This is a genomic window from Oikeobacillus pervagus (assembly GCF_030813365.1).
In the GTDB taxonomy this organism is placed as follows: domain Bacteria; phylum Bacillota; class Bacilli; order Bacillales; family DSM-23947; genus Oikeobacillus; species Oikeobacillus pervagus.
Window position 1 is genome coordinate 12569 of record NZ_JAUSUC010000034.1, and the last position, 23097, is coordinate 35665.

Annotated in this window: 18 protein-coding genes and 1 pseudogene; 5 read left to right on the top strand and 14 right to left on the bottom strand. The window is 38.5% G+C overall.

Going from position 1 to position 23097, the window contains the following annotated elements:
- Positions 1-44 precede the first annotated feature (44 nt).
- The 5 genes and pseudogenes from J2S13_RS12210 to J2S13_RS12230 form a co-directional block, all read right to left on the bottom strand.
- Entirely contained in the window at positions 45-1580 is a 1536-nt protein-coding gene (locus J2S13_RS12210; protein ID WP_370874033.1) for a DNA topoisomerase, read from the bottom strand.
- Positions 1581-2044: 464 nt separating this feature from the next.
- Positions 2045-3085 (bottom strand): annotated as a pseudogene (locus tag J2S13_RS12215) (DNA topoisomerase); the annotation flags it as partial.
- 380 nt (positions 3086-3465) lie between these two features.
- Entirely contained in the window at positions 3466-4659 is a 1194-nt protein-coding gene (locus tag J2S13_RS12220; protein ID WP_307258053.1) for a phospholipase C, read from the bottom strand.
- Positions 4660-4805: 146 nt separating this feature from the next.
- A complete protein-coding gene (locus tag J2S13_RS12225) occupies positions 4806-5609 on the bottom strand; it encodes a cytochrome c oxidase assembly protein (protein ID WP_307258054.1) in 804 nt (267 codons plus the stop codon).
- A gap of 127 nt (positions 5610-5736) precedes the next feature.
- Positions 5737-6672: a substrate-binding domain-containing protein gene (locus tag J2S13_RS12230; RefSeq protein ID WP_307258055.1), complete on the bottom strand. Its 936-nt coding sequence runs from the start codon at positions 6670-6672 to the stop codon at positions 5737-5739.
- Between the two features lie 155 nt (positions 6673-6827).
- Between J2S13_RS12230 and modA the strand changes: the two genes are divergently transcribed.
- From modA to J2S13_RS12245, 3 genes are read left to right on the top strand one after another with little or no spacing between them, the layout of a single operon-like run.
- A complete protein-coding gene (modA, locus tag J2S13_RS12235; RefSeq protein WP_307258056.1) occupies positions 6828-7640 on the top strand; it encodes a molybdate ABC transporter substrate-binding protein in 813 nt (270 codons plus the stop codon).
- A 42-nt stretch (positions 7641-7682) separates the two neighbouring features.
- The gene (gene modB / locus J2S13_RS12240) at positions 7683-8360 is read left to right on the top strand and encodes a molybdate ABC transporter permease subunit (RefSeq protein WP_307258057.1); all 678 of its coding nucleotides are present in this window, start codon (positions 7683-7685) and stop codon (positions 8358-8360) included.
- A gap of 18 nt (positions 8361-8378) precedes the next feature.
- On the top strand, positions 8379-9059 hold the full coding sequence (locus J2S13_RS12245; protein ID WP_307258058.1) for an ATP-binding cassette domain-containing protein: 681 nt from the start codon (positions 8379-8381) through the stop codon (positions 9057-9059).
- A gap of 88 nt (positions 9060-9147) precedes the next feature.
- Here the strand turns inward: J2S13_RS12245 and J2S13_RS12250 are convergent, their stop codons facing one another.
- From J2S13_RS12250 to J2S13_RS12270, 5 genes are all read right to left on the bottom strand, one after another.
- Positions 9148-9948 carry a thermonuclease family protein gene (locus tag J2S13_RS12250; RefSeq protein ID WP_307258059.1) on the bottom strand — a complete coding sequence of 267 codons (801 nt, stop codon included), beginning with the start codon at positions 9946-9948 and terminating at the stop codon, positions 9148-9150.
- 149 nt (positions 9949-10097) lie between these two features.
- Positions 10098-10292, bottom strand: coding sequence for a BCCT family transporter (locus tag J2S13_RS12255; RefSeq protein ID WP_307258060.1), 195 nt, complete (start codon positions 10290-10292; stop codon positions 10098-10100).
- A gap of 18 nt (positions 10293-10310) precedes the next feature.
- Positions 10311-10919, bottom strand: coding sequence for a lytic transglycosylase domain-containing protein (locus J2S13_RS12260; RefSeq protein ID WP_307258061.1), 609 nt, complete (start codon positions 10917-10919; stop codon positions 10311-10313).
- Between the two features lie 133 nt (positions 10920-11052).
- Positions 11053-12591, bottom strand: a complete 1539-nt coding sequence (locus tag J2S13_RS12265; RefSeq protein ID WP_307258062.1) for a glycine betaine uptake BCCT transporter — start codon at positions 12589-12591, stop codon at positions 11053-11055.
- A gap of 325 nt (positions 12592-12916) precedes the next feature.
- Positions 12917-14152, bottom strand: coding sequence for a helix-turn-helix domain-containing protein (locus J2S13_RS12270; protein ID WP_307258063.1), 1236 nt, complete (start codon positions 14150-14152; stop codon positions 12917-12919).
- A gap of 136 nt (positions 14153-14288) precedes the next feature.
- On the opposite strand from J2S13_RS12270, the gene J2S13_RS12275 reads away from it, so the two are divergent.
- Complete coding sequence (locus tag J2S13_RS12275) at positions 14289-14633, top strand: hypothetical protein (protein WP_307258064.1); 345 nt, start codon at positions 14289-14291, stop codon at positions 14631-14633.
- Positions 14633-16198 carry a sodium/solute symporter gene (locus J2S13_RS12280; RefSeq protein WP_370874034.1) on the top strand — a complete coding sequence of 522 codons (1566 nt, stop codon included), beginning with the start codon at positions 14633-14635 and terminating at the stop codon, positions 16196-16198. The genes J2S13_RS12275 and J2S13_RS12280 overlap by 1 nt, the downstream gene beginning before the upstream one ends.
- A 191-nt stretch (positions 16199-16389) precedes the next feature.
- Here J2S13_RS12280 and J2S13_RS12285 read toward each other — a convergent pair whose 3' ends face one another.
- The 4 genes from J2S13_RS12285 to J2S13_RS12300 form a co-directional block, all read right to left on the bottom strand.
- A complete protein-coding gene (locus J2S13_RS12285; protein ID WP_307258065.1) occupies positions 16390-17970 on the bottom strand; it encodes a SagB family peptide dehydrogenase in 1581 nt (526 codons plus the stop codon).
- A 21-nt stretch (positions 17971-17991) separates the two neighbouring features.
- A complete protein-coding gene (locus J2S13_RS12290; protein WP_307258066.1) occupies positions 17992-19935 on the bottom strand; it encodes a TOMM precursor leader peptide-binding protein in 1944 nt (647 codons plus the stop codon).
- Entirely contained in the window at positions 19932-21899 is a 1968-nt protein-coding gene (locus J2S13_RS12295) for a putative thiazole-containing bacteriocin maturation protein (RefSeq protein ID WP_307258067.1), read from the bottom strand. Before J2S13_RS12295 ends, J2S13_RS12290 begins: the two co-directional genes overlap by 4 nt.
- 270 nt (positions 21900-22169) lie before the next feature.
- Positions 22170-22454, bottom strand: coding sequence for a heterocycloanthracin/sonorensin family bacteriocin (locus J2S13_RS12300; protein ID WP_307258068.1), 285 nt, complete (start codon positions 22452-22454; stop codon positions 22170-22172).
- Positions 22455-23097: the final 643 nt, after the last annotated feature.

A 23097-nucleotide genomic window follows, 5' to 3' on the forward strand; every position in this document is an offset into this window, starting at 1 on the left:
ATTATTTTAACCCAAAACATTATCAGGCAAAATACGTATATTTATTATATTACTAGTTTTATGGATTCTGCCCATTTAAAAAAACTCCTATAACCAGCTGTTTCCATAACTCGTAATAGAGTCTTTTCTGTATGATATTTAGGTGGTTTAGTTTTATTTGCTGTTACTTCATGATTTTTGACAGTGACATTTTCATTAATTTCTACAAATGGAAGAGTGGATTCTTTTGTTTCTATTTCCTCAACCTTTTTCCAACCTTCGACTAATTGAACCCTTCCTTTTGATAAAAATTCTCCCTCTACATTATTTACAATTGTGGTTAGAGTAGTCTCTTCATATTCCGCTATAGGCATAAATTGCATTAAGAACCTATTTTTCACAGCATTATATACAATCATTTCATCTTTAGTCAATGATTTAGGGACTAAATACGTTGGAATAATGGCACTGTGGCTTTCAACCTTCTCATTATTAAATACCCTTTTTGTTCTTGTAAATCTCAGTTCACTTTCATAAGGCAGTCCCTTTTTTAGAACATTCAAAACATTTTCTGCCCGTTCAACAAGACTTTCATCCAAAAAATTGCTTGAGGTCCGAGGATAGGTAATTAGTTTTTTCTCATACAATGATTGTGAAATCCGCAAAACTTTGTCCGAAGTCCAGCCCTGATATTTGTTCGTAATAAACCCTTGAAGATTGGATAAATTAAATAAATAGGGAGGATATTCATTTTTCTTCTCAACGTTTTTTTCAGATACGGCTCCCTCTTTTCCAGACAAAAGGGAATGAATATCCATTAGAATTTGTTTATCTTTAAATTTATCCTCATTGTTAAGATGATAAATCCCTTCATATTCACTACCTGATAGGGTTGCAAATAATGCTTTTAGTTTAAAATAATCTTCTGGAACGAAATTTTCTATTTCTTTATCTCTGTCATAAATAATCTTTAAAGTTGGTAGCAAAACTCGTCCAATATTAAGTGCTTGTCCTTTACCCTCTTGATATTTTAAAGTTGCCATAGAAGTAAGGTTAATTCCTATTGTCCAATCTGCCCATTGTCTACCTATACCTGCATTTCTTAAAGGAATCATCTCATCATTGGATATTATATTATTAAGACCCTTTAGTATTTCATTCGGTGTCCACTCATTTAATAGTAAACGATAAACCTTTTTACCATGTCTTATCTTATATAAGATCGTATCTCCAATAATTTGTCCCTCTCTATCATAGTCACACGCAGATATAAGATTAGTAACATCATTTCTTTTAATTAGACTATATATGATCTTCAATTGTTTTTTTGCGCCTAAATCTTCTTTATCACGATTTTTTTGATTTGATTTCACCTTATATCTAAATTTATCAGGAATAAATGGAAAGTTTTCTGTTCTCCATTTTGCCATTTTCTCATCATAATCTTTTGCATCAAATAACTGTAATAGGTGACCAAAAGCCCATGTGATAATATAATCGTTGCCCTCAAAATAACCATCCTGTCTACTTTTTATTTTTAGTGCATCTGCTATATTTTTAGCTACAGAAGGCTTTTCTGTTAGTATAAGTGTTTTGCTCATCTTGATGTTTTTCTCCCTTCATAACAATTATGAAAAATTGTTTATCCACTCAAGTTCTAAAAATACAAAGAGTAAATCATTTAAAACATAATAACTACTAAACTTTAATATTTGAACTCATAATTAATATTTTATATTTTTTAAAGTTTTTCGGCCTGTCAATCTGAAGATTTATTTAGGGAATTTAGTGAAGGAACCAATAAAAAAGATATATTAAAAATTAGAAGTTTTTGATATAGAGGTTTTGAAAAAGCCGACGTGCTATTCTTCTTACTAAAAAGTTTAAATTTTATTATGAATGAATAGCTATTGTATAAAATATAAATATAGATTGTCCCAAATAATCTAAATACCTGTAATTGGTCTCCGGTTATGGTTACGGGTCTCCGGTTATGGTTTTCGCGGAAATACTAATTACCCCATTATGTCCACTTTCATTATGTCCACAACATATGGACATGCTATAAACCGTTATAATTCAACTTTTCTCCTATTCTATCAATTATGTCCATATCCTTTTTTGTATATAAAGTCCGTGGATAGGAGACAATTCCTTTTTGGTACAAATTTTGCAATACATCTAATGTTTTTTTCGGTGAGAATTTAAATCGTTTATTAGCAGTCGCTTGTAACGAAGATAAATTAAAGAGCATAGGTGGCTGAAATTCTTTTCTTTCTGTCACCACTCCTTTGACCTCAGACGGTTTCTTTTCACAAAAGGCAGCAATTTTCTTCGCCAATTGTTCATCCTTTATCCGGGATTCATTATTTTGCTGCCATTTTCCTTCATATGTTTTTCCCTCTAGATGGAAAGTTGCGATCACTTCCCAAAACGGCTCTGATTGAAAAGATTCGATTTCTTTTTCCCTTTTCACGATTAAAGCTAATGTTGGGGTTTGCACACGCCCTGCGGAAAAAACATCACTCATTCCTTTTTGTTTTAATAAAATACTATAAACTCTTGAAGCATTCATCCCTACCACCCAATCGGCACATGCGCGTGTATACGCTTCATAAAATAAATGGCGGGTTTTTGATTCTTCTAATAAATGACGAAACCCTTCTTCAATTGCTTTTTTCGTAAGAGATGAAATCCACAACCTCTTCATCGGTTTTTTTACACCTGTAAGAAGAAGGATATTGCGAATGATGAGTTCTCCTTCCCGCCCGGCATCTCCCGCATGAATAATGTCCGTTACCTCTTGTCTCTCGAGGAGTTTTTTTACGATTTGGAATTGCTTATATTTTGAAGGGCTGATCTCATATTGAAAACGTTCTGGGATCATCGGCAATGTATCAAGGGACCATTTTTTCCATTCTTCATGATATTTTTCTGGTGATTTTAATTGACAGAGATGACCGATGGCCCATGTCACATAGGCTCCATCTACAAAAATGTCGTTTGGGAGAATTTCAATATATCCTTGTTGCTTTTTTGTTTTAAAAGGGGAAGCCAATGTTCTTCCTTGATCTGGCTTTTCCGCGATGATTAAAACCGATCCCATTTTTAGGCCACTCTCCTTTCCACTATTTTTGTATGAACTAGTATGCTTCCAATATATATTAAGCTAGGAAATGTAGCATAAACGTTTTTCAACTTTCCATTTCATCTTTCTGATTTTTATATGTTTTTATATGTTTCAGCCGTTTTCTCTCAATCTATGTATGATCGCATTCTACAAGTATACACTAGCTATAGGAAAAGCTTATAATCTTTCACCCTAAAATGATCTCGAACCATTTCATTAGCCTTATTATTTAATGTCTTGCCTCTACTACTCCATTTCTGGAATCATGTGCTAAAAATAATTATAGACGGCATATATAAAAGTGCCTACTAATTAAACAATACAAAGAGGCGCCAGAATAAACTGGCACCGCTTCTTTAATTGATTTCTACAGGCATTGTGTAGGTAACATTGCCCTTAAGCCATGAGTTAATATTTACATCTTGTTTAACAGAACCATTAATTAGAAGTTTAATATTTTCAGGCTGCCAGTCATCACTTCCGGCAAGATAATTCGCTTTTCTAATCCATGTATTTGTAATGGTTGTAGCGTCGATCGTTGTAGGCAAGGTGATCGTATAAGTATCCGTTTGATTCCGTTCAAAGTCATTTCCAGGGTTGTCTAAAGTAAACTCATACTGTTTTCCATCATTCGTTTGGAAGCCAAAATATATGTAATCATCCGTACCTGCATGCTGGATATCAGCTGTTTTTATGACTACTTGAAACTGATTGAAATTTGGTTGAGATGCTGGCATGGTGCCAGATACTTCATTAATAAATCTGTATAATAATTCTGCACTATGCTTTTCAGAATTTGGTATAGCTTGGCTAACAGAATACTCCCAATCCTCCCATGAATTTGAACTTGTCGATTTAGAATAGTATAAGTCCTTCGACATTTTACCCCAATTCGTATTGTTTTTTGTAATCCAAGTTGAAAAACAATCGGTAGTAAGGATTTTGGAATACACGGAACTCTTTGTAGTGCCACCTAGTGTAGAGGCAAAGTATTTATCGCTTCTGTCAGTTGCAAATTTTTCATATTTAGCATGTGCGGGATCTTCCACATTCGTCACATTTGCCGCATGATAAGGCACATTTATATCCCCTATATAATGAAGGGCTTGACCAAGTAAAAAAGAGGCATTTTCATAATTTCCCTTTTTCCAGTCAGAAGCAGCCAATGTAGCATATTTTCTTGCCTGACTGTCAGCTGTATCGGGAACAGTCCAACTTGTATACCAAGTGGCTGTGTGAGTAAAATTATATCCTGTATCTGGGTCCCAAAAATGATCCTGATATAACTTCCAGCCATTTGGGTCATAATCAGGGTATGTAGAACCAAATTTAAGTTTATGAATATACTGATTTAAAATTTGTACATTATGTTTGACTATTTGTGGTTCTGATGAGTCTAAGTCATTGTTTAATATTTTTACGGCTTGCTCAGTTATAATTGCATGGGTACCTGTGCCATCCGCCTTTCCATCCCAAGCATGCGCTGTAATTGGCAGAGATGCGGCAAATAATGTAAAGAGTAATGTAAGAAATAATTTTGTTTTTCTCATAATGAACCTTTCCTCATACATATTTTGATTGATCAATGGTTTTATCCGTTGTTGGAGTGTCAAAAAAAGGGGTTCGACACGAACTTTCACCATATTTTCAAAATATAATTCTACAAAACATATGTTAAGTGAATATTAATTCAATGTTAAAAAATTTTTTGGTTTACTGAATGTTCTGTTGTTCGTAAACGAAAAGCGATGATCATTCCTATTTTATGTATTCCCATCATAAGGAGACCTGCGATCACTTGATCGATCCTCATTCCAATCGGAGAAAGAAAAAATCCTATGGCACCCGATGGATTGGTCAGGCAAAGTGACGGATCCATAAGGAAAGGATGCGAATTCAAATCGATTACACCACTTAAAATGAAAAATAGACAAGCGGGCATAAGATAGATACCACTTAATGTAGCATATCGTTTCATTTTTAACTTATTTTTAGCACATAGAATATCCATTGGGGCAACAATCGGCCACCACATTGGAAAAGCGAGAAGAAGTAGAATGATTGAATAGCCTTTCAATAGGAAGGAATGTTGAAGAAGCCATGTTAAAACACTTGGAATATGATAAAGAAAGAACAGAATGGCAAAGGAGATTAGAGCATGATTTGGTGAGATAATAAAGGGTTTCATCGTTTTTGTCCATGAATGTCTATGAAGGAAGCGGAAAATTTGAGAGGGGATTCCTAGTAGCAGAATAGGTGGGACCATGAAGTACAGAATGCTCATCTGGACCATATGGGTACTCATTGAAACATGGGAAATCGGACTTTCTATACTGAAATAGAATAAGATCAAACTAACGATAAATAAAAAGCACTGTTTAGAAAAAAGAGCGGTCGTTGTGTAATGTTTAATGAGGAATCCATATAAAAAAGCAAAAATGGCTAAAGTGAAAAGCAAATGGACATCTAGCCAATTGTCCTGAAGTAAAATAGAATACAACTTGTCGTATCCTCCTTTATTGTCGGCACTCATGAAATCATTCTACCAATCAATATGACCGCTCTTTGAGATTTATTCCTTTTTTCTCTAATTCCTTGAAATTTCTATTGGTTTATTCCCCCTTTCCCTACTGTTCATACAGGATTTCTCCCATATTGGATACGTCATACCCTAGGACGGAGAGTTCTTTTTTCCATTCATCTGATTGCAAAATGTCTAGGATGATGGGAATAAGCGCCATCATCTGTTCATTTTTTAACACGACTAAGTCATAATGTTCATTGATGAGCGGAATGAAATCGATGCCAGCAAAAAGAGCTGGTTTTTCGATTCCAACCCCTACATCAGCCTCTCCCTTTGCAATCGCACCAGCCACAGCAAAATGACTCGTTACTTCATGATGGTAACCATTCACATCCTCCCTAGGAATCTTGGAAATACGTAATTGTTCATCCAATAAGACGCGTGCCCCTGACCCTTTTTCACGGTTGACCAGCACAATTCCTGGTCGTTTTAAATCCTCCCATGTCGATAATTGTTTCGGATTTCCTTTTGCGACATACAACCCTGCTTTTCTCGAAATAAACCTAATCACTAAAAATGAGTGGCTAATGAGAAGTTTTTTAATATATGAAAGATTGTATTGTAATGTATCACCGTCCAAAAGATGTGTACTTGCGATCTGGACTTCCCCTTTATACATCGAGAAAAGCCCGTCTATACTCCCAGCATAAGAACGAAGAGGACGAGTCGTTCTTGTCTTTTTTTCAATATATTTTGCTAATAGGTCGAGACTGCTATCTTGACCACTTATAATGATTGAACCTGGCTTTAATGGAGGATATGAACTTGGAGCTTGGGGCTGACTAATATTGGCGGGTGTTTTCGTGAAACCTTTTTTCGTACGATTCTTATAAGCTTCTAAATCAGCTGCATCTACCCGCATTTGGCGCCCTACCTTATAAGCAGCAAGTTCGCCTTTTTTGATTAAATCATAGACCGTTAATTTTGAAACCTTTAAGATTTGAGAAATTTCTTCTGTTGTAAAAGATTCTTCTTTCATTTTTTCTCCTCCAACCTATCTTCGTTTATTCTATTTTATCATTTACAAATCAATTATTTCTACTTATAATTATTTATAATCAAATATAACTAAACGTCATATTTATTTGCTTGTTACATCTTTTTAATTCTATCTAGTAAAGGGGGAGTATAAGCATGAAGAAGTTTTCTTCCGTCTTTTTAACCTTCTTCCTTATCGCTACTATGATCTTCTCTGGCTGTCAAAGCAAGGAAAATGACACAGGGGAACAGGTTGAAAAAGACCAAAAGACTACTGAAAAAGTAGAATTAACCGTATCAGCTGCCGCCAGTTTAACCGATGCGATGGCAGAGATTGAAAAAGCCTTTTTGAAAGAATATTCATCTATTGATTTGACTTTTAGCTTTGGCGGCTCAGGAAATCTAGCAAAACAAATTGAACAAGGAGCACCCGTTGATGTATTTTTATCCGCGGATTCGAAATGGACAGATACATTAGCAAAAAAGGATCTTGTTTTAAAAGATACGATCACCTCCTTTACTGGAAATAAACTTGTTCTGATTTCCCCGAAAGATAGCGAACCCAATATTACCTCCTTTCAAGAGTTAAAATCAAACGATTGGAAACAATTATCCATAGGGGAACCAGAAAGTGTCCCAGCAGGTCAATATTCAAAAGATACATTAGAATCTATCAACCTTTGGAATCATGTGAAAGACAAAATCATTTTTGCGAAAGATGTCCGCCAAGTCCTTACATACGTCGAATCAGGAAATGCCGATCTTGGCATAGTTTATTCAAGTGATGCATTGATGTCTGATAAAGTCCAAGTACTAGCTGAAGCAGAGGAAAAATGGCATGATCCGATTGTTTACCCTGCCGCTGTTGTTAAGGCTTCCAAACATCAAGACGAAGCGAAGCAATTTGTTGAATTCCTGTCATCTGAAAAAGCTCAATCCATTTTAAAAAAATACGGATTCAAAAAATAACGGCGAACCGTTTTTACTAAGAACGAGCTAGGTGTGTATGTTATGAACTATAGTCCTTTAATTCTTTCATTAAAAATTGCGAGCATTGCCACAATCATCGTATTTATAGTCGGGACAATGCTTGCGAGATTTCTGTCACGAAGAACCTTTTTCGGTAAAAATGTCATCGAGTCTGCAGTGATGCTTCCAATGGTGCTTCCCCCGACAGTTGTTGGTTTCGGATTACTCTATCTATTCGGAAAAAACGGGTGGATTGGGAAATGGCTTTTGGATTGGTTTGATTTCCAAGTGGTGTTTACTTGGTATGGGGCATTGCTTGCTTCCATCGTTGTATCATTCCCATTAATGTACCAAAGTGCCTCTGCTGCCTTTCAACAATACGATGCCAATTTAGAACGTGCGGCCCTAACACTCGGTGCATCAAGATGGAGGGTGTTTTGGACGATTGCATTTCCACTTGCATGGCCCGGTCTACTTGCAGGCCTTGTCCTCACTTTCGCAAGAGCCTTAGGGGAATTCGGCGCTACCTTAATGCTTGCCGGTTATATTCCGAATAAAACCGATACGATTCCAATGGCTATCTATTTTGCCGTGGAAGCAGGTCATACAGATGTAGCCACATTTTGGGTCATCATCATCGTCGCTTTGGGCTTTAGTTCGATTATGTGGTTAAATTGGTGGAGCAAGCGGAGTATGTTAAAATATACAAACGAGAAATAAATGGGGAGGATAAATCTTATGCTGTCACTTTCGATACTCAAACAACTTCCCCATTTTACAGTTCAAGTGAACTTACAAGTAGATAATGAAATTGTTGTCTTATTTGGACCTTCTGGATCTGGGAAAACAACAATCCTCAATTGTATAGCCGGGTTAGTAAGCCCTGAACAGGGGAAAATCGTTTTGAATCATCAGACACTTTTTGGGGAAGGAAAAAAAAAGGTTCCTGTTCAAAAGCGAAACATCGGCTACTTGTTTCAGGATTACGCTCTTTTTCCCCATATGACGGTACAAAAAAATATCGCCTATGGAATGAAAAACGAAACATTAGCTAATCAATTAATCGAGGTGCTTAAGATTGGGCATTTATTAAATAAATATCCCCGTCAAATTTCTGGCGGGGAAAAACAACGGGTCGCCTTAACACGTGCTCTTGCATCAGAACCGGATGTTTTATTATTAGATGAACCCTTCTCTGCTCTCGATTCCAATACCCGAAAGGAATGCCATCAAGAATTACTTCGTCTTCATAAAATGTGGAGTATTCCCGTTATCATGGTCACACATGATGAGGAAGAAGCGAAAAAACTGGGCAACCGAATGATCCATTTGAAGGATGGTCACATCTTGAGGGAGGAAAAGATTGAGAAAGAGAATTTTTCTAATCAAAGCGAGATCCAAACTACAGTTCAAATGTAGCTAGGTTGAATATGATGAAAAAAGGGATTTCTATCTTAAAGGATAGAATCCCTTTTTTATTCCCCTATACTACAACATTAATAGTATATTATCTTTTCGAAGCTCGATATCCTGCCGCTTCTGCTTCCTGTCTTGTACAAAACATCTCTTCTGCTTTTGTGACATCATAAAACTGACCACCTGGTTCATGATAAATTTTATCTCCGTGGCTTGAAATATTTCCTTTAATTTGGCAGTCGCCCGCTGATGAAGATGGGGCTGGCTTTTGTTCCTTTTCCTGTTCTCTATAACCGCGATCGGTCACATAATTCTCAATCGACCAAATGCCTATTGCCTTTTCCTGTGCCTGCTTTTGGGCTTCCCGAAAATCATCGACATATTTTGTATTCGGCGGGAAAACGGCCACTCTTGCCAACCCTTTTTCAATTAATGTTCGATTATAATTTTCATCCCCCATCCATACATAAGCTAGAAGACGACCATATTGATCACGTTCCTGAACATCCATTTCTAGTAAGACTTGTTGGTTTGATAGTCTTTCCTTCGTATAGGCAGAAGCTTCTGGACCAAATGGTTGAACCCCCAGCCGTGGATGTTTCGTCTCTGGTGTATCGACTAAGATCATGCGAATTCTCTCTTTTTTTCCATCTATCTCCACATCAATCGTATCGCCATCCACTACCTTCACGACATTTCCAGAGATCCCTTTTACCTCTAGATTAGTAGACTCCTGTTGCTTTCCTTCTCCTTGTTGTGCAGATGTATCTTCCTGTTCAACCGTTGAATTTACCTGTTCATTCGACTCATTCGTCATGGTATTCATGTCTTTTTCAGAACAACCCAAAAGAAGCAACATACTCACAAAGAGCACTGAGAACCATTTTTTCATTATGAATCACCTCACACTTCTTAACTATTCTAACACAAGAATTGCCCCTGACCCACCTAGTAGGCCAAACATGAAAATGATGTCCACTAGTTTCCCGATAAAGGGATCCGTGTATTTTCCGAGCACAGGGCGACAAGCCTCACTCATTTTTAATAATAATAGGAAATTGGTAAGGCTGGTAAGGTGTAGATCGCCCACGCAACAGGTCCCCAATAGAAAATTCTGTAAGCCGAGGAAAAGCGAATGGCATCTTTGGATTCATCTTCAGTGCCGAATGGTGGCGCCGTCAAATAATACGCCCATTCAATCGTTTGATGGCATAAAAAAAATGAGCCTAGGTCCATTTAACCTAAGCCCATTTGCTATTCATACTTGTCCTGATCTTCACTAAATACATTGGCGAAATAAAGAACATCTTCCACATATTCATTGCTATGATTATAAGCATAAACTGCTCTTTTCCAATCCCCATCTGCAGCCCCATTTCTTGCTAAATAATTCGCCGCACTAAATACCGCATCCCAAAGATCGTAAGGGTCTGCCTTTCCATCTCCATTGGCGTCCACACCATATCCACCATATTTTTTAATCACCGCTGGGTTTGTCTTATCATTTTCTGGAATATTTCCTTTCCCTAATCCTTCACAACTCGGATGGCTCCACCCTACAAACGTACAGGGCATAAACTGCATCGGTCCTTCTGCCCCTGCTGGAGATAGCATGGGATCCATCGTTGAAAATTTCGTTTCCACTCTATGATGTGCCGCTAATAATTGCCAAGGAACCTTGTATTTTTCCTCAGCTGCTTTATAAACCGGAATGTACTCTTTTGGTATTTCCATCTCAAGTGGCTGAATCGGCTTAGGAGTGGATTGATGGCCAAGGAACCATAAAAATAGGCATAACGACAAAGCAAAAAAGAGAAATGCCATCATCAATCTTCTAACTGTTTTCTTTAATTTTCTCCCCATTCTTTCACCTACTACATTTTTCTAAGCTCTTATCTATCATATGGAAGGGGAGTAAAAGGTTCAAGTATTTACAATCACTTTTCAATATACTATAATCCCAAAAATTTCTTAGATTCATTTATCATTTTTCACTTTAATCCGCCTCCGAGTGACGGTGTCTAGATTGTTTCATTTTAGGTCGAAGCATTTGGGCTATTTGCTTACGTTCCTGGTGAAGAACTTTATAGAGAGAAATCATCATCATAATTATAATAAAAGAAAACGGAAAGGCTGCGATAATGAGGGCATTTTGCAACGCTTGTAACCCCCCACTATATAAAAGGATCGTCGCTACAGCTGATTGCGCAAGTCCCCATACAAATTTCACTCGATTTGGGGGTGTTAAAGAACCATATGCGGTTTGCATTCCTAGTACGAATGTGGCGGAATCGGCAGATGTAATAAAGAATACACTCACAAGTAAAATCGCAATCACCGCTAAAATAAGTGACCAAGGAATCTGGTTGAATACAGCGAATAACACCTCTTCTGTTGCAAAGGTTGTTAAATCAATATTTCCTGCTAATTGAACATCTAAGGCAGTCGTACCAAATACTGAAAACCAAATAAAACTAACAAGAGTTGGCATTAATAATACCCCAATGATAAATTCACGAATCGTCCTTCCCCTAGAAACTCGAGCAATAAAGATTCCCACAAATGGCGACCATGAAATCCACCACGCCCAATAAAATATGGTCCATCCATTGATCCATTCTCGATGTTCCGTATTTAAAGGGGCAATCCGAAAACTCATTCGAATCAAATTTTGGATATAGGCTCCTAGAGTATCTGTAAATAAATTCAAAATAAACATAGTCGGTCCTACAATGAGAAGTAAAATGAGCAGAATAAGAGCTAACACCATATTCGTATTACTTAAATATTTAATCCCTTTGCCAAGTCCTGACATTGCTGAAATCAAAAATAAAACCGTCACAATGATAATAATGAATAGCTGAACCGTAAAAGATTTCGGTATTCCAAATAAGTAGGAAAGTCCCCCATTGATTTGGGCTGCTCCAAATCCAAGTGTCGTGGCCACGCCAATAACAGTCGCGAAAACGGCGATCACATCGACAATTGTGCCAATCGGTCCCTTTACCTTCTCCCCAAGGATGGGCGTCAATGTAGCACTAATTAACCCTGGTTCCCCTTTACGAAACTTAAAATAGGCTAAGGCCAGAGCTACAATCGCATATATGGCCCATGCATGTAAACCCCAATGAAAAAAGGTGTACACCATCGAATCTTTTAGTGCCGCATTGCTTCCTGGTTGTGCTAATGGTGGGTCAATTGCGAAATGCGATAACGGTTCGGCCGCTCCCCAAAAAACTAAACCAATTCCCATGCCCGCACTAAATAACATCGCAAACCAACTAACGGTTGAATACTCAGGTTTTTCATCCGGTTTTCCTAATCGAATGACTCCAATTGGGCTAAAAATTAATAACAGACAAAATAAAACAATGGCTGTGACTAAGATTAAATAATACCAACCGAATGTAGAAGTTAAAAACGTCTGGATATTGGATGTGACTTGTTCAAAATTTTTCGGAGCCATGACACCAAATAAAACAGAGGTACCTACGATCACAATCGTAACCCAGAAAACGTTGGATATTTTCTTCATTTCATTCCCCTTTCTTTATCAGCGTATTCTTTGCTGCAATTAACCAGTTGAAAAATCTACACATAGGAAAAAGGGGCCATTCCGCTCACGAACAAACAATTAGGAACTGATATATTCGTTTCACTTCCAGTACAGTGAAGTTTGATCGGCCATATGAAAACTATACTTTTAATTGTTTCCATATTTTAACCACTTATTCTGACAAGATGAAACTAGTAAAAAAAGAGCAGCTACTCCCCTATAGCTTTAATCAAGCTAGGATTGAGAATGGCTGCATCGAAAAATGATCTATACAGTAAAAACTAATTTTCCTTAAGGTGAAGAATTACACAAAGATAATCTCTGTCGTTAACCGATAATCTCTAGGTGTCATTCCTACATATCGTTTAAACGTTGAGCTGAAATAATTTGGCGTATTAAATCCGACATCAACCGCAATATCCTCTATCGTCCGATTCGTATGTCGAATCATCCATACGGCCCTTCTTAAACGCACGAAGGATAAGTATTCTGAAAAGGTCTTTCCTGTCTCTTTTTTAAAAATTCGACAAAAATGAGTGTAACTAAGGTTCATATACTTCGCCACATCTCTTGCTGTCAATTCCTCTTCTAAATGATCTTCTATATAATAAGTGCATTTAACGATTTGCTCATCTTTTGGTATTTCTTCAAAATATCTGAGAGAAACATCACGGAACGCTGGAAGGCTCCTAGCAATTTTTGCTTCTTTATACGAGTGATGAATCATGAAAGGATAATTATAAATGGACCCAACCCCGATATATAGTTGAATTTGATGGTTTGTCCATAATTCATGAATCACTTCTTGGAAATGTCTTCTTCCTTCCTCCCAACTGGCCATCGAATGAATATCTGGATGTTGATGGAATAATATGAGAAGAAATTTTCGAAACGGTAAAAAGTAAATGGAGGAGACAATGGATTGGAACTTCTTTTGAAATAAGGATCGAATAAGGTGAATCGTATTTTTCGGGTGTCCTGATGGATCTTCATTAACATGAAAACCTTGAACATAACAAACAACATTAGGGAAGTCATTCCCCTCAAAATTTTTCAAAGACTCTGATATTTGATTTTCACATTGGACATCTTCTAATAATAAACGACGCAGAAAATGAAGCTTCAATGGTTGATTTAAATCTGATTGATTCATCAGTTGAAGAGTTTGTTCTTTTTTCTCTTGCATCGTTTCATGGGTGGTCTGATCTAATTTCCTTACCACCTCTTGAAACCTTCGTAAGAAAGTAGCTTTTTTCGTCGGAAAGATGGCAACAGCTTCGACTTGAAGCTTGATGGCTAAAGGGATGGAATAAGATAATTGTGGTTCTACTAATACGAAATAAATGCTAGATTCCCTTTTCATCATTCGATTCAATTTGACCCAATCAAAAAGTGTTTGAATTTGGACAATTTTAATATGCATTTGCTCTATCGATTCATTATATACTAATTGAAATTGCCCTTGCTCTCTCTTTTGGATCCATTCGGAAATCATCTCGGCAGCCTCCTGATGAACCTCTTTTAAACTTACATAATACACCGATAGCCACCTCCCTCTCTACTAAGACTATTTTATCATTATTTCAAAAGTACGCAAATATTTATAATATTCTGATAATAAATTGTAAGGGTTTTCATTTTCCTTTCTTTATAATAAGAACAAAGGAGGGTGAAACATGCAAGATTACAAAATGACAGATGAAAGTTTAGGAACAGTGGATGTAAAGGATTTGACAGCTTTAGATTCTGAGACAAGTTTTATTATGAAATCGGAGTTGAAAACTGGAGTAGGTTTATCTTTATTTTATTACATCTTTATTTTCTCCATTCCGGTCATGAACTGGTTTTTACATGACCTAGCGTTTTCAAACATTTGGGGCGGAATGTCACTTACTTGGTTTTTAACGACGATCGTTGCCATGGCTATGGCCTTCTTGATTGCCTATATTCACACACATTTATACGAAAAACGGCTTCAAATGTATGAATCAAAAGAATCAAAAGGAGGCAGGTCGGCATAATGGCGATTTTATCAGATCCAAAATATATTTTTACAATCATCTTAATGGGAACGATCATTTTTATTACGTATTTATCGAAAAGAAATGCAAATGCTAGTGATTTCTTTGTTGGCGGCCGAGCTTTTGGTTGGTTTACGAATGGTTCAGCGATTGCTGGAGACTATTTAAGTGCAGCTACTTTTCTTGGGCTAGCGGGTCTAACGTTTTCAATCGGATATGACGGAGCCTTTTATACGTTCAGTTTCTCGATTGGCTTAACACTACTTGCGATATTCGTCGCTGGTCCATTAAGAAGATTTGGTGCCTTTACGGTAGCGGATTTTGTGGCCTATCGCTTCCATAGTAAACGAGCAAGACTAGTCGCGGTCATTGTCGTTCTCTCCATCTCTGGTTTCTATGCTGCACCACAGCTTCTTGGGGCTGCGCAAATTTTAAGCATGTTTTTTGGGACATCCTATGAATTTGGAATTATATTTACTTGTGCAGTGATGATTTTGTATGTTGGGGTCGGTGGAATGAAAGGAACGACCTTGAACCAAGCATTAGAACTTTGGATCCGTGTCGGGGCATTTATTTTAATGGTAGGAGCTGCCGTTTACGGAGGGCTTCACTATCAAAAAATATTAGCAGCAATCACAGAATTCAGCGGGTCAATCGCAGGGACTGCGTCATTTACGGAAGATGGAAAAGATGTTGCGTTTGAAGGTTCGTCATGGGCAAATACCGGAATTATTACCCCTAATTTTTTGCACACTTTTTCCATGGTGATCGGTCTTTCATTAGGAACGATTGGTTTGCCACATATTTTACTTCGTTTCTATACGAATCCAAGTGCCAAAGCGGCTCGTAAATCTGCGTTAATGGCAATTGGGATTGCAAGCGTTTTCTTCCTATTTGCGGTTTATTTAGGTGTCGTTGGTCGTGCCATATTCCTCGAGGGCAATGCAAGTCCAGAAGTGATAAAGAACTTAATGACAGGTGGAGACAATATGGTGGTTCCATCGATCGCCGAAGTTCTAGGTGGAAAATGGTTGCTTGGCCTCGTCATTGCAGGTGCATTTGCGGCCATTTTCTCGAACTTATCTGGTTTGTTTATCGCAAGTTCTGGTGCTTTGGCCCATGATTTATACGCTTCTTTCTCGAAAAAAGAGCTTTCCCAGAAGCAACGTGTATTTGCAGGAAAGATGGCCATTGTTGTTTTAGGAATTTTATATGGGATATTAGGCCTACTTGTAAAAGAAGCCTCCATCGGTCACCTAGTTGCATTGGCCTTTACAGTAGCAGCAAGTACGTTTACACCGATCTTTATCTTTGGAATTTGGTGGAGAGGAATGACGGAAAAAGGAGCGATTGCTGGGCTCATCGTCGGATTACTCGCCTCCATGATTATGATTTTCGGTGCTCCAATGATGCCTGAAGCGCTACAATTTAAAGTGCCTGGTATTATCACGGTCCCAATTGGTTTCTTAACCGTTTATATTGTGTCAAAACTGGATCGCCAAGTGCCAAGAGATGTGAATGAGTTTATGAAAAAGGTTCATTCAAAAGAAAGTGAAGTCGCTTAAATAATGGACAACTTTTCGGATGGAATCCCCCTTCCTTTCGAAAAGTTGCTCATCCATCGAGGGATGTTCGGACAGTGCGGACATCCCCTCTATATTAAAAATAATAAATCACAGAAGTACTTACAAAATAATAAGGTCGCTTCATGGAATGAGCATCTTATCTTTACAATATCCACTCTCTTTTAATTTCATTAACTATGCAGTGTTCCCCTTAACCAAGGTCGGTCTCGATAAGGGCCAATCGGAATTTGGATGAGACTCGTTTTTTCCTGTGTATCTAACTTATAAATGTCATCACATAATTTCGCATCAAACCCAAGGAGCGGATGTCCCCCCATTCCGAGGGTTGCCGCTGCAATTAGTAATCGCTGTATAAGCATCCCCGCCTCCATTTGCTGAATTCGATATCCTCTGTAACCAAATCGAGTTTTTATATAATCTTTATTCCCTACCACATGTAAGCAGATTGGTACTTGAATTAAATTTACATTATGCCCGGTCATTCCGTTTTGTAACTGTAGACGATGATCACCTAGATTTATCTGCCGCAATGAATGAGCTGTGCTATCATAAGAATAAGCACCATTAGCAATGCCTTTAACATTATAGAAACAGCCATAAATAGAGACACGGGGTTCGTTTTTAGTATGTGCATCTTCTAAATCATTTCGATACGTGAAAGAAGAGGTCGCTTCCTGTAAAAGAGTGGCTAGTTGATGTTTGCTTACCTTCCCTAATACAAAATCCATCTCCGGTGAAAATCTCTCTCTACAGAAAGACGCCAAATCAGTCGAAAACTGTTTCCCATTCGGAAGAGCCTGAACATTATTCTCGGTACCCATTTTTTCTTTAGTCGACTGGATTTTTTGAAACGAATGTGTAGATTCCAACATAGACGCTTCATTCATCTTGGTGATCAATGGATATTCTACAATTTTCTGTGATCGTTGAAGATACTGATGATGGATTGCTGTTAATTCCTGGGACAATTCCTTTGCAGTGACATCCCCTTCTCTGGCACTTATTTTAGGAGACCAGTTTGTAGGTTCCACTGATAATGGGATAACCGCATACACGCTTTCCTCTTGTTCAGGAAGACCAATTAGATGGTTGAGAGCCCGATCTAAAAATTGAAAGTATACTCCTGATGCGAAGCCAAATCGTTTCGATACTTCCAATAACTGTCCAATCAACACACCTGCATCCAACCCTTGTAACCGATAGGAAAAATGATTGTATTTAAAAAAATTTTTCCAAAACATGGTCGTCACAAAGACAGTTCCAAAACAAGAAGAAATATCACAACCATGACCAAGAGCCCTTTCTATATATGAATCGAAATTTCCTTTACGCAGCAATACTAAATTATGATGTGCCACATCATAATGGTATAGCCCATCAGGTAAATCCTTCAACTTCAAATACACGTAAAGTTCATTTGGATACAACGCCCCGCCGGAAGGAACAAACCTTCTAAACGACTGAAACAGGTCTGTCATATTTTCTTTAGAATCAATAGTACAGATTGATTGACTAAATTGAGTAAGGCCAAATACATACCAAAGAAGATGACCAATTCTTTGAAGATTAGGGGTGGTTGGAACTTTCATTTCTTCAAGTGACAGCGGCACTTCTAGAGATAATGGAATGAATGGAAGGCCACGGTAGAGCTTATAAGGTAACGGGGCATCATCCCAATTCACTTCCCAGTCAAGAGGGTTAACCTTTTCAATGTCAAAATGCAGATTGTGCACAAATTCCTCTAATTTCATCCTTCTTCCTCCTACCCCTGCTTATGGAAATGGATGTGGGTATGGATTGAGTTGATCTAATGTTAAAGGTTGTTCCACATACCCAAGTTCCATTGGAATCCGAAGCACCCTCTCAAGCCCTGTTACACGGGTAAGATGGTGTCCAAAAGTCATCGGCAGCATCCCTGGAATAAGTACTTTCACGCAATGAAGTCCATTTCGAAAAGTTTCTGTTGTCGTCTGGTCTACCACAATGACCTCGAGATTTAATCGGTCGAACACCTTAAGAATGTCTCGCAGATCGTCTGTCAAATCTGTATGTCTCGATTTCCATCTGAATTCTTCATCAAAAGTTCGTAATGGTCGATTATTGTCCAGCAAAAACCGTAAACGCTCTTCCGCTTGCGGGAGTCCGTATAGCATCCCATGATCATCCATTTTCTTTACTAGGGAAGAATCTTGTAACATTCGTAAATATTCTACTTGATTCGCTTCAAATTTATCATCAAGCGTCAGCATCATGCCAGCTAACTCGTGTATCGCACCTTTGACCGCCCGTATTGGGTCAAAATGGGCCCCGGCTGCACAAATGATATTCAACCCTTTGTTCTTCCTATTTTTCGCTATTACCATTACACTTGGAATTCCGTTCTCCATTGTCGCATTATAAAAATAAAGATCATATCCTGCTACCGCTCGTACTCGTTTAATCATTAACTGCAATTCTTGGTCTTTTACGGAATAAGGATCAAGAGGTGGTAGTTTCAGCTGCGCATACCAAGTCAGTAGGAATGAGTCACGCTCTACTATTTCCAAAATACCGTAGAAAATAGCTTCCTCCAAACTTCCACCTAATGCACATCCGTTTGAAGTTTCATAAACAAAACCATCACCGCAACCTAAACTATAATAAGCAAGCAATTCTGGGACTAGAATCGGCCGTTCTCGCATAAACGAATAACCCCATACCCAATTGATTGGTTTGTCAGGATTAAATTCTTCGAAAGGGAAATCTGGCCGAGCATATTGTTCCTTTGCATGGACCCCTACATTTAATGGATTTAGTGCTTGATGCTCAAGGTTGCGAAAACTGTCATGCACAACTGTTCTTTTGCCACGGGGAGACAGACCACAATATCGCTCCAATCCTTCCAAAATGGCAGTCGACTCGCTTACCGTATAGGAATGTGTCCTTCCTCCGACCCCTTCGTCCCCTGAGAACAGCGGCAGATTGACTCCTACATCGGCAAATGGAGTATCAAGGTCAATCGTTTTCCCATTTAGAAAGCCTGTGCGATGATCCAGATAATCTTTACATAACACTTTTTCTAGCTCATCTAGCGATCGGCAGCGAAAACGGTTAGGACTGATTTTAGGACTTGGCTGTAGAGAAATTCGTGCAGCATTTGCTGAATCGTCAGGTAATTGACCGCAAACAGGACACAACGGATCAGGCAGAAAAGAATGCCACGAACTATTCAGTGTTTTCAAATTGATTAAAAATACATGGCCATCCGATTGAGCTTGATCACCTCGCAATACTCTTTGTACCTCATTTTTTATTAAGTAGGCGATCAGTTTAATACCTGTTCGCGATGCCCAGGGGTCACGCGACATCCCTCCATGTTCCACAAGTCTCTGTTCTATCTTCCACATCTCTGGACGATCTCGGCCAGCCATGAGACGCCGCATATTGGAACACTGTGAGCATCCCGATTTTTTTGAGTGAACCAATGGCCCGACCACCCCTTCCCCGAATGAAACGAAACCTCTCAACCAAGGAATACCAGATGGTCTCAGCAGTTCTTCTGCCTTTTGATGAATAGAAGGATGCCAAGTATCATGCAATACTAGAACTAAATGAACCTCATTCGGTATTCCTGCTTCGAAATCGATCAGACGAACGATCTTATGTTGAAAGGACAATCCTTCTGAGACAGAGTCCGCTAACACTCCTTCTCCGACAACCACAATGACAGCACTCAACGAGATTCCTCCTTTCGAAGCAATACACCGTATATTCCTTCTAACCCCTCTAGCCATAATGGTTCCAGTTGTAATTTAAAGACTGAGAGCTTCTTATGATTCCGTTCTAATATCTCCATTGCAGTCGTTAAAACCCCTTGCTCGGTCATACCCTCACATGAAGGAATTATTAGGTTATGTCGCTCCTGATCTTCCAGATTAACAGACGAAACCTCTAACGGTTGCGTTTTGTTAAAAGTATCTTCATTTTGTAAATACATGAGCGATTTTTGTAATGCATTTCGTAACGCCATGGTCATATTCAAGCCGGTACTTCTAAACCAGCCATCGTTTGTACCAATCCAAATTACCGGAAAACCGGATACTTCCTCCCCAAGGCCAATGTTCGGTTCTCCTTTTATTGTTTTCAGTGCTTGAAAATAAAAAAGGCAGCGCTCATCTTCAATCTCTCTTAACAGGATCCGAGAGACAGAATATTCCCTATCAATGATTTTTTTACTCATTTCCTCTTCTAAACAACTTTGCAATCCACGTGCCACACATTCCGATACGGTTTCCCCCGTCCCTACCCCGATATATTCCTTTTCCTCTATTAAACCATGATGAACTTTCTGTATTTCGGGTATCGTATCCACCGTATTAGTAAAACGTGACACATACGCTTCAATTCCGGCTAGCCCGGCTTCCCTCCTAGCCTCTTCATGTGTCAGCCCTGAACATATAATCTCCGGCAACAACTCAGCTGGCCCTTCAGATAACAAATCGACTACCTGAACTCGACACTGGGAGAGCGGCAGTTGATGTAAGTCCCCTTCTTCCCAAACATGAAAAATTCCTGATTCTGCAGATGTCAAATGACTGAAGAAAAGAAGTAAATCACTTTGCTTATTTTTACTGTTACTTCGTTCATTTTGAAAGTCTAGATCCTGAACCCACTCCGTAGTCGCAAGTCCTGCCACCAATGGATGAGGAATGAACGAATGCCAGTTTCCTTCTAATGTTTCCAGATTAAGCAGGAAGATTTGATGGTGCTGTTCCTGTTCTGATTCCTCAACTCTTGTCATCTCTTTAAATAATTCAAACACAATCACATTGGCTAACATGGCTCCTGCTGTAGGCGAGAAAGCAGGGGACTCCTTTTCTTCGGAAAGTACTGATTTGTGAAGGCGACGCCATGCTGACTCCCAACACCCTATTGAATCTGGTTTCACCAATGGTCCTGCCAGTCCTACCTGCTGTAAGCATATAGCAGGTATAAACATCTTCCTCCGATCTAGACAAACCGCATGAAGAATTCGTAGCTCCTCTAAATCACTTCCCTCGGATACATACAAAATGGAATCATATCCCTGAACAAGCTCCTGCCAGGAATTCATCCCTTCTTCCTTCAAGATGACCTCCTCAACATTTACCTCGGGATCTGTTTTCCGTGCATGTGAAACGAGTTCAAGTATACGATGCCTATTCGTCTGTTCTGTGTCCATTATGAATACATGGAACCTAGGCAATCCTGATTCAAGCAGCGCAGAAACCAGGGAAACCAAAATAGGACCAGATCCCACTGCTAACACTTTTGACTGTCGATAGGTCTGAAAACGGTAAGCCCCTGAATCTCCGAAGCTTTCCAAAAATTCAATTTGAGAGGCATGCTTTTCAAGAATATAGTCCGCTAATTGATGCGGACGATCTTCACTTACATCCCGAACAAAATTGTTACGAAAAAGAACTTCTGCAATTTCAAAGACACGATCCCGGTATGGGCCGGGCAATCCATCCGTCAAATCACCTAACGTGTTTTCCCCGTTGAACATAGGTAACAGCTTTTCAATCCACTGATCAATTGAACTTCCTTCCATTCGAAACGAACTTAAATTGTTCCGAAAATATACCCCGCCGCTTGGATCAGGTAGAAAAAACGTATCCCTTTTGACTTTTAGACGCATAGAAGAGGTGATTTTCACCATTCTAGCTCCTCCTTACCTATGAGCTTCTTCATCATCATTTTCTTTATTATCCTATGTAAGGAAATTTGTCTCTTATGTCTATTCTTATAGAAAAACGAGAGAAACTTGTCTAATTCAAACGCATAAGAGGAACCAACGAGAAAGTTTGCCCTTTAACCTTCTTGATGGATAAGCTTGTGTTCTTAGAGACCCTTGGTGTTGAAGGCAAACATGGAAAAAGCCCCTGCAATAACAATACAGGGGCAGGAACTTTTTCTTACTAAATTTGGACTATCTTCCTCCACATCTTCCTCCGCACCGGCCGCCACATCTTCCTCCACACCGACCTCCACAGCGAAAACAATTAAAACAATTAAAACAATTAAAGCAATTAAAACAAAAGAAACAACTAAAGAAAAAACATCGGAAACAACCACCGAATTGGCCAAATTGTCGATTCGAATCATTATAATATTGATTTTGGTCCCAAGGAACTGCCTCTTGCGCCTGGAAATCTCCAATATTCAACATTTGAAGCTCTCTTTGGAAATCATTCATTTGCATATCCTCCATCATTATTTTTTAAGATGTCCAACAATAAAGTGTTAAATCTAAAGCCATAATTTTCAAGTGAATTCACCTTTCTATTCCCCTATAAAATATGAATAGTGATTGGGTATTGTTACTAAAGTGAATAACTATTTTTATGTGCTGGAAAGAAACGGAATGAACTTTCTGCCAGATTACGTAAACTGACATTTAATAAGTCTAGAATTCTTGAAGAACATAATCATAGGTGGGGACAATATATGGTTCCATCGATTGCAGAGGATTTTGGTGGAGAAGAATGACGGAAAAAGAGACTATTGTGGACTTTTATCGTCGGATTACTCGCTTCCATGATGATGATTTCGGTGCTCAAATGATGCTTGAAGCTCTACAATTTTAAGTACCTGCATTATCACGACCCACCCATTGGTTTCTTAACCGTTTATATTGTGTTAAAACTGGATCGTCAAGGACCAGAGAGGTGAAGGGTTTATGAAAAAGGTTCAATCAAAAGAAAGTGAAGTCACTTACATGATGGGCAAATTTTCGGGTGGAGCCCCCTTGCTTTCGAAAAGTGTATGTGTCAAGTTTTTCTCGGTGTTGCTTTTACACCAATATTTTAAGCACTCTATTTTGTACACTTTTTACATCTACCGCGCTAACGCTTGGT